At 72.0% G+C, this 15,996-nt stretch carries 17 protein-coding genes; 12 read left to right on the top strand and 5 right to left on the bottom strand.

Translation table 11 applies throughout. The annotated features are described in order from the left end of the window. Positions 1 to 25: 25 nt before the first annotated feature. The 12 genes from LV75_RS23275 (at position 26) to LV75_RS23220 (ending at position 10,927) form a co-directional block, all read left to right on the top strand. The gene (locus LV75_RS23275) at positions 26 to 1,261 is read left to right on the top strand and encodes a sensor histidine kinase (protein ID WP_308211021.1); all 1,236 of its coding nucleotides are present in this window, start codon (positions 26 to 28) and stop codon (positions 1,259 to 1,261) included. Continuing rightward, positions 1,258 to 1,947, top strand: a complete 690-nt coding sequence (locus tag LV75_RS23270) for a response regulator (protein WP_026425837.1) — start codon at positions 1,258 to 1,260, stop codon at positions 1,945 to 1,947. The genes LV75_RS23275 and LV75_RS23270 overlap by 4 nt, the downstream gene beginning before the upstream one ends. A 24-nt stretch (positions 1,948 to 1,971) precedes the next feature. After that, positions 1,972 to 2,925 (top strand): Ppx/GppA family phosphatase, encoded by a 954-nt coding sequence (locus LV75_RS23265; RefSeq protein ID WP_253889108.1) that lies wholly within the window; start codon positions 1,972 to 1,974, stop codon positions 2,923 to 2,925. Positions 2,926 to 3,021: 96 nt separating this feature from the next. Beyond that, a complete protein-coding gene (locus LV75_RS23260) occupies positions 3,022 to 4,536 on the top strand; it encodes an Rv0497 family membrane protein (RefSeq protein ID WP_253889107.1) in 1,515 nt (504 codons plus the stop codon). Beyond that, entirely contained in the window at positions 4,533 to 5,306 is a 774-nt protein-coding gene (locus LV75_RS23255; protein ID WP_253889106.1) for a sugar phosphate isomerase/epimerase family protein, read from the top strand. Before LV75_RS23260 ends, LV75_RS23255 begins: the two co-directional genes overlap by 4 nt. A gap of 77 nt (positions 5,307 to 5,383) precedes the next feature. Next, positions 5,384 to 6,310, top strand: a complete 927-nt coding sequence (locus LV75_RS23250) for a proline dehydrogenase family protein (RefSeq protein WP_253889105.1) — start codon at positions 5,384 to 5,386, stop codon at positions 6,308 to 6,310. A 62-nt stretch (positions 6,311 to 6,372) separates the two neighbouring features. Next, positions 6,373 to 7,230, top strand: a complete 858-nt coding sequence (locus LV75_RS23245) for a thioesterase family protein (RefSeq protein ID WP_253889104.1) — start codon at positions 6,373 to 6,375, stop codon at positions 7,228 to 7,230. Positions 7,231 to 7,380: 150 nt separating this feature from the next. After that, on the top strand, positions 7,381 to 8,211 hold the full coding sequence (gene proC, locus LV75_RS23240) for a pyrroline-5-carboxylate reductase (RefSeq protein ID WP_253889103.1): 831 nt from the start codon (positions 7,381 to 7,383) through the stop codon (positions 8,209 to 8,211). A 120-nt stretch (positions 8,212 to 8,331) separates the two neighbouring features. Continuing rightward, positions 8,332 to 8,550, top strand: a complete 219-nt coding sequence (locus tag LV75_RS23235; RefSeq protein ID WP_204449182.1) for a helix-turn-helix domain-containing protein — start codon at positions 8,332 to 8,334, stop codon at positions 8,548 to 8,550. Between the two features lie 140 nt (positions 8,551 to 8,690). Beyond that, positions 8,691 to 8,792 carry a 30S ribosomal protein bS22 gene (locus tag LV75_RS23230; protein ID WP_018684825.1) on the top strand — a complete coding sequence of 34 codons (102 nt, stop codon included), beginning with the start codon at positions 8,691 to 8,693 and terminating at the stop codon, positions 8,790 to 8,792. A 141-nt stretch (positions 8,793 to 8,933) separates the two neighbouring features. Next, complete coding sequence (locus LV75_RS23225) at positions 8,934 to 9,968, top strand: NAD-dependent epimerase/dehydratase family protein (protein ID WP_253889102.1); 1,035 nt, start codon at positions 8,934 to 8,936, stop codon at positions 9,966 to 9,968. Between the two features lie 2 nt (positions 9,969 to 9,970). Further along, entirely contained in the window at positions 9,971 to 10,927 is a 957-nt protein-coding gene (locus LV75_RS23220) for a lysophospholipid acyltransferase family protein (RefSeq protein ID WP_253889101.1), read from the top strand. On the opposite strand, the gene LV75_RS23215 is transcribed toward LV75_RS23220, so the two are convergent. The 5 genes from LV75_RS23215 to LV75_RS23195 all read right to left on the bottom strand — a co-directional run bounded on the left by LV75_RS23215 (position 10,896) and on the right by LV75_RS23195 (position 15,904). Continuing rightward, positions 10,896 to 12,167, bottom strand: a complete 1,272-nt coding sequence (locus LV75_RS23215) for a cytochrome P450 (RefSeq protein WP_253889100.1) — start codon at positions 12,165 to 12,167, stop codon at positions 10,896 to 10,898. The genes LV75_RS23220 and LV75_RS23215 overlap by 32 nt on opposite strands. Beyond that, on the bottom strand, positions 12,164 to 12,706 hold the full coding sequence (locus LV75_RS23210; RefSeq protein WP_253889099.1) for a TetR/AcrR family transcriptional regulator: 543 nt from the start codon (positions 12,704 to 12,706) through the stop codon (positions 12,164 to 12,166). The genes LV75_RS23215 and LV75_RS23210 overlap by 4 nt, the downstream gene beginning before the upstream one ends. Before the next feature lie 60 nt (positions 12,707 to 12,766). Continuing rightward, positions 12,767 to 13,663 carry an HAD family hydrolase gene (locus LV75_RS23205; RefSeq protein ID WP_253889098.1) on the bottom strand — a complete coding sequence of 299 codons (897 nt, stop codon included), beginning with the start codon at positions 13,661 to 13,663 and terminating at the stop codon, positions 12,767 to 12,769. A 71-nt stretch (positions 13,664 to 13,734) separates the two neighbouring features. After that, positions 13,735 to 15,102, bottom strand: a complete 1,368-nt coding sequence (locus tag LV75_RS23200; RefSeq protein WP_253889097.1) for a DUF5667 domain-containing protein — start codon at positions 15,100 to 15,102, stop codon at positions 13,735 to 13,737. A 151-nt stretch (positions 15,103 to 15,253) separates the two neighbouring features. Further along, a complete protein-coding gene (locus tag LV75_RS23195; RefSeq protein ID WP_253889096.1) occupies positions 15,254 to 15,904 on the bottom strand; it encodes a sigma-70 family RNA polymerase sigma factor in 651 nt (216 codons plus the stop codon). Positions 15,905 to 15,996: the final 92 nt, after the last annotated feature.

The following is a 15,996-nucleotide window of genomic DNA, read 5'->3' as shown; positions in this document are numbered from 1 at the left end:
GTGGCGCCTGCTTACGATCCTCGGTGTGGCCGCCCCGGTCTATCTCGCGCTGTCGTTCGGCACCCTGCTGATCGGCCTGTTCGTCGGCTTCCTCGTCGGCCGCACCCGCTCCCGCGGCACCGGCGGAGCCCCGGACGGCCCCACGGTCGCCGACCTGGTCCAACGGATCATCCAGTCCACCCACACCGGTGTGGTCGTGCTCAACCGGTTCGGTGACGTGGTGATCCACAACCCGCGGGCCGAGGAGCTCGGCCTGGTGCGCAACAACCGCGTCGACGACCGCGCCCGCAAGGCCGCGGAGGTGGTGGTGGAGACCGGCGACCCGATGGAGGTCGACCTGTCCCCGCTCGAGTCGCGCGGTGGCCGCACCCCGGAGGCCGTGCTCGGCGAGGTCCGCCCGCTCGGCGACGGGTTCACCGCCGTCGACGCCGACGACCAGTCCGAGGCGGTCCGGCTGGAGGCCACCCGGCGCGACTTCGTGGCCAACGTCAGCCACGAGCTCAAGACCCCGGTCGGCGCGATGGCGCTGCTCGCCGAGGCCGTGCTCGACGCGGCCGAGGACCCGGTCGAGGTGCGCCGGTTCACCACCAAGATCCTCAACGAGGGCAACCGGCTCGGCACGCTGGTCACCGAGTTGATAGCGCTCTCCCGGCTGCAGGGCGCCGAGCGGCTGCCCGAGATGCACACCGTCGAGGTGGACGCCGTGCTGCGCGAGGCCATGGGCCGCGCCCGGCTGGTCATGGAGTCCACCGGCATCGACGTCACCACCGACGACGACAGCGGGCTGCTCGTGCAGGGCGACCGCACGCTGCTGGTCACCGCCCTGTCCAACCTCCTGCAGAACGCGCTCGCCTACTCCTCGGCCGGCAGCCCGGTCTCGGTCAGCCGCGGCCTCGCCGACGGCTACGTGGAGATCGCGGTGACCGACCGCGGCGTCGGCATCCCCGAGGACGAGCAGCAGCGCGTCTTCGAGCGGTTCTACCGGGTCGACCGGGCCCGCTCGCGCGCCACCGGCGGCACCGGCCTCGGCCTGGCCATCGTCAAGCACGTCGCCGCCAACCACGGCGGCGAGGTCCGGCTGTGGAGCAAACCCGGCCTCGGCTCGACGTTCACCCTGCGGGTGCCCGCGCACCTCGAGCACCGCGCGCTCACCGCGGGCGAGAACGGCACCAACGGTGCGGAGCCCACGCTGGTGGGCGGCCGCGCGACGCTTCCGTCGAAATCCGACGGCACCGCAACCGATCACGGAGGAATGGCATGACGAGAGTGCTGATCGTGGAGGACGAGGAGTCCTTCGCCGACCCGCTTGCCTTCCTGCTGCGCAAGGAGGGCTTCACCGCCGCGGTGGCCGTGACCGGCCAGCAGGCGCTGGAGGAGTTCGACCGCAACGGTGCCGACATCGTGCTGCTCGACCTCATGCTGCCCGGGATGAGCGGCACCGACGTGTGCAAGGCGCTGCGCCAGCGCTCCGCGGTCCCCGTGATCATGGTCACCGCCCGCGACAGCGAGATCGACAAGGTGGTCGGCCTCGAGCTCGGCGCGGACGACTACGTCACCAAGCCCTACTCGGCGCGCGAGCTGATCGCCCGCGTGCGCGCGGTGCTGCGCCGCGGCGGCGAGGCCGGTGGCGACGGCGAGCTGCTGCCCCAGGTGCTCGCGGCCGGACCGGTCCGAATGGACGTCGAGCGGCACGTGGTCACTGTGGACGGTACCGACGTCCCGTTGCCGCTCAAGGAGTTCGACCTGCTCGAGTACCTGCTGCGCAACGTCGGCCGGGTGCTCACCCGCGGCCAGCTGATCGACCGGGTGTGGGGCGCGGACTACGTCGGCGACACCAAGACCCTCGACGTGCACGTCAAGCGGCTGCGCTCGAAGATCGAACCCGACCCGGCCTCGCCGCGCCACCTGGTGACGGTGCGCGGTCTGGGTTACAAGTTCGAGTCCTGATCGTCGCCCCGGTACGGTTCCCCAGTGCGCCTAGGTGTGCTCGACGTCGGGTCCAACACCGTCCACCTGCTCGTGGTGGACGCTCGTCGGGGTGCCCACCCCACCCCGGCGCGGTCGGAGAAGACCGTGCTGCGGCTGGCGGAGCGGATCACCCCGTCCGGTCAACTGTCCAAGGTGGGCGCGGACGAACTGGTCCGCACCGTCGCCGCGGCCAGGGAGTCCTCGATCCGGCTCGGCTGCGCCGACCTGATGGCCTTCGCGACCTCCGCGGTGCGCGAGGCGGGCAACTCGGCCGCGGTGCTGCGCCGGGTGCAGAAGGAGACCGGGGTGGAGCTGCGGGTCCTCTCCGGTGAGGACGAGGCGCGGCTGACCTTCCTCGCCGCCCGCCGCTGGTACGGCTGGTCGGCGGGCAACCTGCTGGTGCTCGACATCGGCGGCGGCTCGCTGGAGATCGCCGCAGGCATCGACGAGGACCCGGACTTCGCCTGGTCGCTGCCGCTGGGCGCCGGTCGGCTGACCCGCACCCGGTTCACCAGCGACCCGCCCGCGCGCGACCAGGTCGAGCGCACCGTCGGGTGGCTGGAGGACCAGCTGGCCCCGATCGCCAAGCGGGTCGCCAAGTACGGCACCCCTGACCGGGCGGTGGCCACCTCCAAGACCTTCCGGACGCTGGCCAGGCTGACCGGGGCCGCGCCGTCCTCGGCCGGACCACGGGTCCGCAGGGTGCTGACCGACACCGGGCTGAGCCAGTTGATCTCGTTCATCTCCCGCATGTCGGCCGCCGACCTCGCCGAACTCGAGGGCGTCAGCCCCAGCCGGGCGCACCAACTGGTGGCCGGTGCACTGGTGGCGCAGGCCACTATGCGAGCGTTGTCACTACCCGAGGTGGAGATCGGGCCGTGGGCACTACGCGAAGGGGTCATCCTGCGGCGGCTGGACCAGACGAATGGTGAGGACCACACTGTTCTCCCGGAGTGACAAGATCCGGGTGGCCGCCACTCCTGACGGGGCGGTGCCGCCCGCGGCGCGGGCGGGCACTGGACGGATCGGCCTGCACGGGGCACGGTGGAGTGGATGAGTCAAGAAGGTGGTTCGGAGCGCACCCAGCGCACCGTGGCCGAGTTGCTGGCCAAGTACGGCGGCAACTCCGGCGACGGCGCGCCCCGACGGCGGCGCCGGAAACCGGACGACGCCTCGGAGACCGCGCCGCAGGCGATCATCGACCGGGTCATGTCCGACAGCGGCAAGCTGCTGCCGATCCGCGAGGACCAGCCGCCGCACGAGCGCGCCACCCACCGGCAGGACCGCTCGCAGGTCTCCCAGCAGCTCCCGCTGCCGACCAGGCGCGCCCGCCCGGAGCAGCCCCCGGTCGACCCGAGGGCCCGGCCCCGGATCGACCCGCAGCCGCCCACCCAGCAGCACCCGCCGGTAGCGCCGCCGCACAACGCGCCGCCGCACAACGCGCCGCCGCACAACGCGCCGCCGCACGCCCCGCCCGTCGACCCGCGCCAACTCGCCCGCCCGGCCGTCGACCCCCGCCAGCAGCCGAGGCCGGACGAGCAGCGCCAACCGGTGCGCGGTGAGGACCCCCGGCCGCCGGTCCGCCAGGAACCCGTTCGGCACGAGCCGCCGCGCCAAGAGCCGGTGCGTCAAGAACTGGTGCGCCAGGAGCCGCCGCGCCAGGACGCGCCGCGTCAGGACGACCCGCGCGCCCGCCCGCCCGACCCCCGCGAGCAGCACCAGCCGGTGACCGCCGCGCGCAGGCCGGACGTGGGCGAGCCGCACACCGAGCAGCTGCCCCGGGTCCCCGCCGACGACCAGGCGCCCGACCCGGCCGAGCCGCCCGCGGGTCTGGCCCCCAACCGGGCCCCGTTGCCGCGCCGGGTCGCCGGTGGTGGCCGCAGGCCGCAGCCGACCCAGCAGAACCCGGTCCCGCCGCAGGTGTCGCAGCCCCTGCCGGTGCCGCCGCCGCAGGTCTCCCAGCCGCTGCCGGTCCCACAGGTGTCGCAGCCGCTGCCGGTCCCGCCGAGGGGCCCCGGCTACCGCGGCGACTTCCCCGGCGACTCCGCGCAGACCGCGGTCGACCCGAGCGGCCCGCCGCCGGAGTTCCACGAGGACTTCACCGGCTTCGACGACAAGGCCGCGACCCGGTTCACCGACTACTCCGCGCACGACGAGTTCGCCAGGGGTGCCGAGCGCGGCGGCGTCGACCTGGACGAGGACGACCTCGACGACCGCTTCGACGAGGACGGTTTCGACGAGGACGACCGCGACAAGCTCGACGACGACGGTGACGACGAGCCGGAGTCCGACGAGGAGCCGCGCTCGGCCGGTCGCGAGTGGCTGATCATGGTCGGTCAGCTCGGTCTCGGCGTCGTCGGCGGTGCCGTGGTCTGGCTGATCTTCAACTGGCTGTGGCGGGTGCTGCCCGCCGCCGCGCTGGTCGGCGCGCTCGCGGTGATCGTCGGGCTGGTGCTGATCGTGCGCAAGGTGCGCCGGGCCGAGGACCTGCAGACCACCGTGCTCGCGGTGCTGGTCGGCCTGCTCGTCACCGTCTCACCCGCGGCACTGCTGCTGCTCGGACGGTGATCCGGGTCGGTCTGTCGACCGCGTCGGTGTGGCCGAGGACCGCGTCGACGGCGTTCGCGCTGGCCGACGAGCTCGGCTACGACGGCGTCGAGGTCATGGTCTGGGCCGACCCGTTGAGCCAGGACGTGCCCGCGCTGGCCCGCCAGTCGCACCGCGGTGTGCCGGTGCTGGCCGTGCACGCCCCGTGCCTGCTGGTCACCCAGCGGATCTGGTCGCCGGACCCGGATGTCCGGTTGCGCCGCGCGGTCGAGGCCGCCCAGGACCTCGGCGCGCCGACGGTGGTCGTGCACCCGCCGTTCCGCTGGCAGCGCCGCTACGCCGACGGCTTCGCCGACCTGGTCGCCGGGCTCGAGGACGGCAGCGGGATCGCGATCGCGGTGGAGAACATGTTCCCGGTGCGCAAGGGCGGGGTGGAGGTCAGCGCGTTCCGCCCGTCGATCGACCCGACCGACGTCGGGCACCGCAACTACACGTTGGACCTGTCGCACACCTCGGCCGCCCATGTGGACGCCCTGGCGCTGGCCGAGCGGATGGGGGCCGGGCTGCGCCACGTCCACCTGGCCGACGGAACCGGTCTGCCCAAGGACGAGCACCTGGTCCCCGGGCGCGGTGACCAGCCGTGCGCGGCGCTGTGCGAACGCCTGGTCGGGAGTGGATTCGCCGGTCAGGTGGTGGTCGAGGTGAGCACCCGGCGGGCCCGCGGTTCGGCCGAGCGGGCGGCCGATCTGGCCGAGGCGCTGCGCTTCGCGAGGTCGCACCTGAGTGGATAGTAGCCAGTTCGGCGCAAAGGTAGGACGACCGGATGGCTGTATGGCTCGATAGGACACCGAGCCGTACAGTTCCCAGCGTGAACCCGTTGCGTTCGTTGATTCTGGCTGCCGCGCGAAACGGCACCATCCGCCGTCTGGTGGCGACCGCTCCCGTGAGCCGGGACGTCGTGCGCCGCTTCGTGGCGGGCGAGACCACGGCCGAGGCCGTCGCCGTCACCCGGCGACTGGTCGACTCCGGTCTCACCGTCACCCTCGACCACCTCGGTGAGGACACCACCGACGCCGCGCTCGCCGAGCAGACCGTCCAGGCCTACCTGGAGCTGCTCGACCAGCTGCACGCCGAGGGCCTGTCGGACCGGGCCGAGGTGAGCGTCAAGCTCTCCGCGGTCGGGCAGATGTTCGACGAGGACCTCGCGCTGGCCAACGCCAAGCGGATCTGCGCGGCGGCCGAGGCGGCGGGCACCACGGTGACGCTGGACATGGAGGACCACACCACCACGGACTCCACGCTGCGCATCCTCGGCGAGCTGCGCAGCACCTGGCCGTGGGTCGGCGCCGTGCTGCAGTCCTACCTGCACCGCACTCTCGACGACGTCACCGCGCTGGCCACCTCCGGCTCGCGGGTCCGGCTGTGCAAGGGCGCCTACAAGGAGCCCGAGACGGTCGCCTTCCAGGACCCGATCGAGGTCGACAAGAGCTACGTCCGGTGCGCCAACGCGCTGCTCGCGGGCGACGGCTACCCGAAGTTCGCCACCCACGACCCGCGGTTGGTGCGGATCATCGGCGAGCGCGCCGACGCCCACGGCCGCAAGCCGGGCAGCTTCGAGCACCAGATGCTTTTCGGTATCCGACCCGACGAGCAGCTCCGGTTGGCGCAGTTGGGCCACACCGTGCGGGTGTACGTACCTTACGGCGGGGAGTGGTATGGCTACCTGATGCGCAGGATGGCCGAGCGACCCGCGAACACCGCATTCTTCCTCCGCGCGCTCGCCTCTCGGAGCTGACTAGAACCCCGATCCGTGGCACAGCGCAAAATCGCGGACGCGGGCGTGGCAGGCTATCGCCCATGAGTAGTGCTGCAGGGCACGGCGACGTCCGGGCGGGCGGGCCCGCGCAGGCTGGTGGGGCGTTCGCCGCGGCCATCCGGGTGCGCCCGCTGGGGGACGGTACGTTCACCGCCGACCTCCCGGCCCCTTGGACGGTCGGCGGGCGCCCGCACGGGGGATTCCTGATGGCGTTGCTGGCCAAGGCGGCGGTGGCCACGCACAACGGGGCCGGTGCGCCCCTGGTCGACCCGCTCGCGGTGAGCGCGCAATTCCTGCGCCCACCCGGGGTCGGCCCGGTCCTGCTGCGCACCGACGTCCGCAAGTCCGGGCGCCGCACCACGGTCGTGGCGGTGCACCTGGAGCAGAGCGGGCACAGCTGCGTCGAGGGCGTGGTCACCACCGGCAGGTTGCCCAGGGAGCGCGCGGCCTGGACGGATCTGCCGAACCAGGCGGCAGAACCACCCGGCAACGCCATCGACCTGTCCACCGTGCCCTCGGCGTCGGTGTTCAAGCTGAGCGAGGTCTGCGACGTGCGGCTGGACCCCAACGGGGCCGGGTTCCTGCACGGGCACATCGGTGATCCGCTGCGGTTGCGGTTGTGGGCGCGGCCGCGCGGTGAGCACGCCGACCCGCTCTTTGCCTTAGTGGCCGGGGACATCTCCATGCCGGTGACGTTCAACCTGGGCCGGTTGGGGTGGTCGCCGACGGTGCAGCTCACCGCGCACCTGCGCTCGCGGCCCGCGCCGGGGTGGTTGCGGATCCAGGTCGAGTCCAAAGCGGTGCACGGCGTCTGGTTCGACTCCGACGCGACCGTGGTGGATTCCACCGGCAGGCTGGTGTGCCAAGCGCGACAGTTGGCGCTATCGGCGATCGGTTAGTGCATCACGGTTATCGACCACTTTTTCACTGTTTTCCACAATGTGCGGGCAATGGTCTAGACCATAGTTTCGCCGGGGACGGCAAATCCCGGCTACCCGATCGGGGACCGCTACCGGGAAAACCGGGAACGAGTCGTTAGCCTGTCCGCCATGACTGAGGCGAACGCACGGCCGGTGATCGCGGTGCTCGGCGCGGGCAAGATCGGCGAGGCCCTGCTGTCCGGGCTGCTGCACGGCGGCAGGCAGGCCGACGAGCTGCTGTTCACCGAGCGCTCCGCGAGCCGCTGCGCGCAGCTGACCGACACCTACGGCATCGACGCGGTGGACGTGCCGACCGCGGCCAAGACGGCCGACGTGCTCGTCGTGGCGGTCAAGCCGCAGGACATCGACCCGCTGCTCGACGACCTCGCCGTCTCGGTCAGCGCCGAGACGCTGATCGTGTCGCTGTGCGCGGGCCTGCCGACGTCGCTGTTCGAGCGCAGGCTGCCCGCTGGCGTGCCGGTCGTGCGGGTCATGCCCAACACCCCGATGCTCGTCGGCGAGGCCATGAGCGCCATCTCGCCGGGCAAGCACGCCAGCTCGCTGCACCTGGCCGTGGTCGAGGAGCTGCTCTCGGTCGTCGGCAAGGTCGTGCGGGTGCCCGAGTCGCAGCAGGACGCGGTCACCGCGCTCTCGGGCTCCGGCCCGGCGTACTTCTTCTTCCTGGTCGAGGCCATGATCGACGCGGGCATCCTGCTCGGCCTGCCGCGCGCGGTCGCCGAGAAGCTGATCATCCAGTCGGCGGTGGGCGCCGCGGCGATGCTGGCCGAGACCGGTGAGCACCCGGTGACCCTGCGTGAGGCCGTCACCTCACCGGCGGGCACCACCATCATGGCCATCCGGGAACTGGAGCGGCACGGGGTGCGCGCCGCGCTGCTGGCGGCCATCGAGGCGGCCCGGGACCGCTCGCGCGAGCTGGGCCGGGCGCACGAGGCAGATTGAACCCGAAGTGACGTCGCACTTGTCACACGTGTCCCGCTACTCTCGATCGGTACACGTGCGTGTCGAACCCGTCGGTGGGGAAGCCGACGGCGCGACGCGTGGTTAAGGACGCGGTGGATCATGCCTGCGAGCAAGCGCGACTCCGATCCGCCCGGCCTCCCGCAGGTGCAATTCCTGACGGTGGCCGAGGTGGCGGCCCTCATGCGGGTCTCGAAGATGACGGTGTACCGGTTGGTGCACAGCGGTGAGCTGCCCGCGGTGCGGGTCGGCAAGTCGTTCCGGGTTCCGGAGAAGGCGGTGCACGACTACCTGCAGAACGCCTACTTCGACGCGGGCTGAGCCGCCCGCCCGCGAGCGTGCTGACCGGGCCCGGTAGGCTGGCCAGCCGTTGTGCCTGGTGTCTTGGCGCGCGTCGACGACGTGACGCCGCACCGGAGCGCCGGACACCTGGAACGACCTAGAAACACGTAAGGACACACATGGGCTCGGTCATCAAGAAGCGTCGCAAGCGCATGTCGAAGAAGAAGCACCGCAAGCTGCTTCGCAAGACTCGCGTGCAGCGTCGCAAGCTCAAGAAGTAGTGCCCGCCCGCGGCGTCCGCTGGTGCGGACGCCGCAGGTAACAACCCGTGTGACCTGCGTTAACCCTGCGTTGCCCGACCGGGGGAGCACCGTGGGCGCGAGTAGGCTCGAGGTCTCAGCGCCCACTCCCCGGGGGTCCCCATGACGCCCAGGATCGTCCTGGTCACCGGCGTCGGTGGCCACCTGGGTGGCCATCTGGCCGCCCGGTTGGCGGCCGACCCGTCCATCGAACGCGTGCTCGGCGTCGACACCGTCGGCCCGCACCGGTCCGTCGGCGAGGTCATCGCCGGGACCGGCCGGGCCGAGTTCGTCCGCGCCGACATCCGCAACCCGCTGATCGCCCGGGTCATCACCTCCGCCGAGGTGGACACCGTGGTGCACGCCTCGCTGACCGCCAACCCGCCCGGGCCCGCCCGGCGCAGCGCGGTCAAGGAGATGAACGTCATCGGGGCGATGCAGCTGCTCGCCGCCTGCCAGCGCGCCCCCTCGGTGCGCAAGCTCGTCGTCAAGTCCACCGCCGCGGTCTACGGCGCCGGTGCCCGGCTGCCCGCCGTGCTCACCGAGGACGACCCGCCGCGCGAGCTGTCCTCCAGCGGGTACGCCAAGGACGCCGTCGAGGTCGAGGGGTACGTCCGCGGGTTCGCCCGCCGCCGACCCGACGTCGACGTCACGGTGGTCCGGCTGACCAACCTCATCGGTCCTCGCGTAGACACCGTGCTCACCCGCTACTTCGCGCTGCCGGTAGTGCCAACTGTGCTCGGTTACGACCCACGCCTGCAGTTGCTGCACTCCGAGGACGCGCTAGCGATCCTCGAGCGAGCTGTGACCAATCCGGTCTCGGGAGTTTTCAACGCGGGCGGCGACGGCGTGCTGCTGCTCTCGCAGGCCATCCGCCGCGCTGGTCGGATCCCGTTCCCGGTGCCGCGCGCGGCGATGCCCACCGCGGGCAGGCTCCTGCGCGGGGCGCGGGTGGTCGACTTCTCCCCGGACCACGTGCACTACCTCAACCACGGCCGGGTCGTGGACACGACTCGACTGCGCACGGTCTTCGGGTTCACCCCGCGGTGGACCACCCGTCAGGCGTTCGACGACTACGTCCACGGCAGCGGTCTACGCCCCGTCATCGATCCCTCGGTGATCGAGCGTCTCGAACGCGCCGTGGCGGGTACTCGGTGAAGGTGACACGCGTGCAGCAGGCCCAGGTCATCCCCCTGGATCGAGGGGACCGGCAGCGCAAGCCCGCCCAGGAGGGCCCCGCGGTCGAGCCAACACCGATACGCCCAACTCCGGCCGTTGAGCCTGCCACGGGCTTACGGGGGGCCGTGGCGGACGCCTTGGGCTTCGCTCGTAGGCGACTCACCGGCGACTACACCGTCGACCAGTTCGGGTTCGATCCTGACCTCACCGAGACCCTGCTGCTGCCTCCACTGAGGGCTGTCTACCGCAAGTGGTTCCGGGTAGAGGTAACTGGCGCGGAGAACCTCCCGGCGACCGGCGGGGCTCTTGTCGTGTCCAACCACTCGGGCACGTTGCCGTGGGACGCGTTGATGACGGCCGTGGCGGTCAAGGACAACCGCGACCGGTACCTGCGGATGCTCGGCGCGGACCTCGTCTTCCAGACGCCGCTACTGGGTGCGCTCGCCCGCAAGTCCGGCCAGACCCTGGCCTGCAACCCCGACGCCGAGCAGTTGTTGCGCTCGGGCGAGCTAGTCGGGGTGTGGCCGGAGGGTTTCAAGGGGATCGGCAAGCCGTTCGCCGACCGCTACAAGCTCCAGCGCTTCGGCCGCGGCGGGTTCGTCTCCGCCGCGCTGCGCACCGGGGTCCCGATCGTGCCGTGCTCGATCGTCGGCGCCGAGGAGATCTACCCCAAGATCGGCGATCTCAAGCCGCTCGCCCGGCTGCTCGGCCTGCCCTACTTCCCGATCACCCCGCTGTTCCCGCTGCTGGGTCCACTCGGGGCGATCCCGCTGCCGTCCAAGTGGCACATCCACTTCGGACCGCCGGTGCCCACCGCCGAGTACGCGGCGGACGACGACCCGATGCTGCTGTTCACCCTCACCGACCAGATCCGCGAGACCATCCAGCAGACCCTCTACCGGATGCTCAACCAGCGCGGGAACCCGTTCCTGGGCTGAGCCACAGCTCGCTCAACCCCCGGATCACGGTCGTCTTGCGCCACTTCGGCTCGGCGACCGCGGTGATCGCGGGTAACGCCCCGGCCAGTGCCCCCAATGCGATCTCACCCTCCAACCTGGCCAGCGGCGCGCCGAGGCAGTAGTGGGCGCCGCTGGAGAAGGCCAGGTGGTCGGCCCCCTTCGGCCGACCGATGTCGAACTCGTCCGGCCGCTCGAACGCCGCCGGGTCCCGGCCCGCCGAGCCGAGCAGCACGATGACCATGCTGTTCGCGGCGACCGGGGTGCCCGCGACCTCGGTGTCGCGGTGCGGGATCCGCGCGGTCATCTGCACCGGCGGCTCGTACCGCAGCACCTCGTCGACCGCGGCGCCCACCAGCGCCGGGTCCGCGCGCAACCGGTCCCACTGGTCCGGGTTGCGCGCGAAGGTCCACACCGCGTTGCCGATCAGGTTGGTCGTCGTCTCGAAGCCCGCGATCAGCAACAACTCGCAGGTCGTGGCCAGTTCCAGCGCGGTGAGCCCGGTCGAGGTGGCCAGCGCGCTGATCACGTCCGGGCCCGGGTCCGCCGTGCGCTCGGCGATGAGCCTGGTGAACAGCGCCCGCAGTTCGCGGTTGGCCGTGCGCAGGGCCCGCGCGTGCCGAACCGACTTAGTCCCGTCCAGCGACGCGCCGAGGACCCGGCCGTAGCGGACGAACGCCGCCGAGTCGACGTCCGGGATGCCCAGCAACGCGCTGATCACGGTGATCGGCAGCGGCGCGGCGAAGTCGGCCATCAGGTCGAACCGGTCCTTGGCCAGCGCCCGCTCCAGCAGCCGGGCGGTCGCCTCCTCGATGCCCGCCCGGTAGCCGGTGATCTTGGCGGGGCTGAACGCGGGCCTGGCCAGCGCGCGCAGCCGGGTGTGGTCGGGTGCGTCCACCTCCAGCATCGACGGGATCACCTCGACCTCGCCGGGCAACCCGGACGCGGCGAACGGCGGCGGCTCGGCGCCGTCGGTGCTGCGCACGCCGAAAGTCCGGTCCCGCAACACCTTCGAGCACAGCGCGTGCGTGGCGACCGAGGTGATGCGGAGTTTGCTGCGGTACACCCCGGTGCCTTCGCGCAGGCGCGCGTAAGTGGGGTACGGGTCCGCGCGCCACGGGCTCGACACCAGCCGCGCCACACCGTCGCCCCGACTGGCCATCAACCACACGGCCGCGCGCTCCACGGCCAGCCGGGTGCCCAGTCTCAGTTCCGCCCTCATCGCCCGATTCCCCCCATCAACGTGCCGTACGCCAACCCCGCCGCGTCCAGCGGCGCCAGCTTCCCCAGCGCCACGCCCTCCCACGCCGTGTACGCCACCGCGTACAGCGACGACACCGCCCACCACGGGGCCACCCCCGGCCGCAGCAGCCCGGCCTCGGCGACCCGACCCATGAACTCCGTCAGCGGCCGGTCGACCTGCACCCAGCGGGCCTGCAGCTCCGGCTCGGCGTCCAGCGAGGGCTGCCGCAGCAGGAACTCCAGCCGGGGGCCCAACGGCACCAGCGCGTCGACCAGGTCGCGCAGGGACTCGCCCGGGTCGTCCCCGATGGCCTCGGTGACGGCCCGGTCGAGGATGTCCAACGACTCCTCGGCCACCGCGACCAGCAGGTGCTGCCGGGTCGGGTACCGCTTGTGCAGCGTGGTCCGCCCGATCCCCGCGGCCGCCGCCACCTGCGCCAACGACGCCGTCGCGTCCCGGACCAGCACCTCGGCGGCGATCTCCAGGATGGACTTGGCTGTTCGCTGCGGAACACTCATGTTCACAACGGTACAGACAAGTCCGCCACCCGTCGAGGAAAGTGGATCAGCCCGTGCTGGTCAGACGGCGCGTTTGCGGTAGGCGAGGCCTGCGGCGACTGCGCCTGCGAGGGCGCCTGCGCCGATCACGGAGGGGACGCCGATCTTGGCGGCCTTGCGGCCGGTGCGGAAGTCGCGGATCTCCCAGCCCCGTTTGCGGGCGACTTCACGGAGACCGGAATCGGGGTTGACCGCGACCGCGGTGCCCGCCACCGACAGCATCGGGATGTCGTTGGAGGAGTCCGAGTACGCGGTGCAGCGGCGCAGGTCCAGGCCCTCGCGCGCGGCCAGGGAGCGCACCGCGTGCGCCTTCGCCGGGCCGTGCAGCATCTCGCCGACCAGCTTGCCGGTGAACACGCCGTCCGCGGTGCTCTCGGCGACCGTGCCGAGCGCGCCGGTCAGGCCGAGCCTGCGGGCGATGATCGCGGCCAGCTCCACCGGTGTCGCGGTGACCAGCCAGACGCGCTGCCCGGCGTCGAGGTGCATTTGCGCGAGCGCCCGGGTGCCCGGCCAGATCTTGTCGGCCATCAGCTCGTCGTAGATCTCCTCGCCGAGCGCGCTCAGCTCGGCGACCGTGTGACCGGCCACAAAGGACAGCGCCTGTTCCCTGCTGCTGCGGATGCCCTCGGCGCTCTCCTTGCCGCCGACCCGGAACATCACCTGCTGCAGCGCGAACTTGGCCAGGTCGGAGTTGGAGAAGAACTTGCGCGCGGCCAGTCCCCTGGCGAAGTGGAAGATCGACGCGCCCATCATGATCGTGTTGTCCACGTCGAAGAACGCCGCCGCGGTCAGGTCGATCGGCACCGGGGTGTCGGACTGTTCGATCGCGACGGAAGCCGCCTCGGCGCTCGCCTCTCCCGCGAGCGCGGCGAGGCGTTCGAGTTCGGGGTTCTTCCTACCCCCACGCCGCACGGACACCGCACGCCTCCCCGCTGGTTCTTCGCTGTGCCCACCAGGGTAGCGATCCCCCGCGCACCGCGGTGGCGCCCTCAGCCGATCCGGATGGGTCCGATGCCGGGCAGCAGTTGCGGCAGCTCGATCGGGGGCAGCGGCAACGGCAGCGGCACCGGCACGCCCGGGACTACCGGGGTGCTGGTGCCGGGGCTGGGACTGGGGGACCCGATGATCGGCGGTAGGTCCACCAGGGGTGGTGGCGTCGTGGTCCGGGGTGCGGCAGGGGTCGTCGTCACCGTCGCCTGGCCGGGTTGTGGACTGGTCGGCTGCGGCGTGTCGGTACTACCTGGGCTCGGCGTGTTGCCCGCTTGTGAGCTCGGCGTCTGTAAGACCCGCGGCGCGTCGGGTCTTACCTCGCAAGCCACGGTCGCGGGCAGGGCGCCGATCTCGTCGAGGTCGCCGGAGGTCACCTGGTAGCAGGCCATCCGGGCCAGTAGCGCGGCCGCACGGCCCTCAACGCGGTCGAGCACGGTCAACGACGCCGAGAGCCTGCTGTCGGTCTCCGAGGGCAGCTTGGGGCGCAGCGCGGCCAACCGGGCGCCTTGCTGGTCGGCCCACGCGCGCAAGGTGGCCAGCTGGTTGCCGTCACCGCCGGTCGCGATGGCGGTCAAGGCACGGCTACCCGCGATCGCGTCGTTGTCGAAGTCGCCGAGCGCGGCAAGGTAACCGGAGGTCGGCGCGTCATTCGGGTTCGCGTAGCGCAGCGCAAGCGTCTCTATCTCCGTGACGCGCGCAGTGGCGAACTCCAGGTGCTTAAAGGCCTTCTCCTCCTCACCGAAGGTCAACCCGAGCGCGGCAGCCTCACCAGTCCGCTTCACGCCATAGAGGGCATCACCAGGTAGCGCGTCACGCGCGAGGAGCAGGCTCATCCCCGCGAGGGAGAACACCAGCGCCAACACGGCGACGGCGGCCACGGTGAACCGGGTGCGGGCCGAGCCGCGGGGGGAGGGCGATGGGCGCGGAGCTGGCGCTGAGTCCGGATCGCGGCGCCCGCGCGGGGCGCGGCCCGCGCGCAGCTGCCTGCCCTGGCGCGCCTCACCGGCGCGGCGCGGGGAGGGCGACGGGCGCTCACCCCGGGGTTGGTCGTCGCGGTCGGCGAGGGCCGGGTCGGCGGACTGCTCGGACGGGTCAGGCAGGTCAGACAGGTCGGGGTCGGCCGCGCGGTCGGGGTGCTGCGGGTCGGCTACCAGGCTCGCGGTGATCTTGGCGCGCATCCGCTCGCGCGCCGCGCCGCTCGGCGCGGTACCGCGGCTGAGGGTGGCGAGCAGCTCGACCATGGCGTGGTCGTCGTCGGTGAACTCGGGACCCAGTTCGTCGACCAGCCCAGGGTGCGCGCGGCCCGCGCGCGGTCTGTCCGCACGCTCGCCCTGGGGCCCGGTCGACCCGGCTCCGCTGTCCACCATCCCGCTCCGACTCCTGTGGGTCTCGCTGTGGATGAAACGACTCGTCTGTCTCCGGGTTACGGCCCGGCCACGTGGCACATATCGATTGACCCCAAAGGGTCAACGCACCCTCTCGCACCCGGACGCGCCGGATCCAGTCGAACGGGCCGGTTCATCGCAGTTCGGAGGGCAGCAGTTGCGCCAGTCGGCGCACCGCGCGGTGCTGCAGCGCCTTGACCGCGCCCTCGTTGCGGTTCATGATCTCCGCCGTCTCGGCGACGGACAAGCCCTGCAGGAACCGCAGCACGATGCACTCGCGCTGGTCGTCGCCGAGCTGGTCGACGCAGCCGAGCAGCGCCTCGCGGGTGACCTTGGACATCACCTGCTGCTCAGGACCGGCCTCGAGCCGCTCGGAGTCGCGGATCTCCGGGGTGGTGACCTCGAGCCGGAACCGGCTGGACTTCACGTGGTCGAGCACCAGGTTCCTGGCGATGGTGACGAACCAGGCACCCACGTCGCGGCCCTGGTAGGTGACCGAGGTGATCCGGCGTAAGGCGCGTAAGAAGGTCTCGCTGGTGACGTCCTCGGCGAGCTCCCGGTCGCCCACCCGGAACAGCACGTAGCGGTAGACCACGTCCACGTACCGGTCGTAGAGCTGCCCGAAGGCCACCGTGTCACCCTGCTGGGCGGCGTGCACCAGCGCCCACGACTCGCTGTGCGCCTCCTCCGGTACCGCCGCGCCCGGCTGCCCGGCGCCGTCGGTGGCCGACCGTGCCGACGGCACACCAGGTCGGGTCGGGTCGGATCGCGTCTGGCGGGTCATCGGACGGCCGCACACTCCCTCGGACCCGGCGGTCGCGCCACCGCCGGGGCATCGCAGCTTTTTCGGGTAGTCAGTTCTCGGTGGACAACGGC

Origin of the sequence: Actinokineospora diospyrosa, assembly GCF_024171925.1 — a bacterium.
Classification (GTDB): domain Bacteria; phylum Actinomycetota; class Actinomycetes; order Mycobacteriales; family Pseudonocardiaceae; genus Actinokineospora; species Actinokineospora diospyrosa.
This window is presented reverse-complemented; position numbering and strand designations above follow the sequence as displayed.

Bases quoted from the DNA above. Each gene is read 5' to 3' on its own strand.
- LV75_RS23270 (WP_026425837.1), top strand. From the start codon at position 1,258: ATGACGAGAGTGCTGATCGTGGAGGACGAGGAGTCCTTCGCCGACCCG.
- LV75_RS23260 (WP_253889107.1), top strand. From the start codon at position 3,022: ATGAGTCAAGAAGGTGGTTCGGAGCGCACCCAGCGCACCGTGGCCGAG.
- LV75_RS23245 (WP_253889104.1), top strand. From the start codon at position 6,373: ATGAGTAGTGCTGCAGGGCACGGCGACGTCCGGGCGGGCGGGCCCGCG.
- proC (WP_253889103.1), top strand. From the start codon at position 7,381: ATGACTGAGGCGAACGCACGGCCGGTGATCGCGGTGCTCGGCGCGGGC.
- LV75_RS23235 (WP_204449182.1), top strand. From the start codon at position 8,332: ATGCCTGCGAGCAAGCGCGACTCCGATCCGCCCGGCCTCCCGCAGGTG.
- LV75_RS23230 (WP_018684825.1), top strand. From the start codon at position 8,691: ATGGGCTCGGTCATCAAGAAGCGTCGCAAGCGCATGTCGAAGAAGAAG.
- LV75_RS23225 (WP_253889102.1), top strand. From the start codon at position 8,934: ATGACGCCCAGGATCGTCCTGGTCACCGGCGTCGGTGGCCACCTGGGT.
- LV75_RS23215 (WP_253889100.1), bottom strand. From the start codon at position 12,167: ATGAGGGCGGAACTGAGACTGGGCACCCGGCTGGCCGTGGAGCGCGCG.
- LV75_RS23210 (WP_253889099.1), bottom strand. From the start codon at position 12,706: ATGAGTGTTCCGCAGCGAACAGCCAAGTCCATCCTGGAGATCGCCGCC.
- LV75_RS23200 (WP_253889097.1), bottom strand. From the start codon at position 15,102: ATGGTGGACAGCGGAGCCGGGTCGACCGGGCCCCAGGGCGAGCGTGCG.
- LV75_RS23195 (WP_253889096.1), bottom strand. From the start codon at position 15,904: ATGACCCGCCAGACGCGATCCGACCCGACCCGACCTGGTGTGCCGTCG.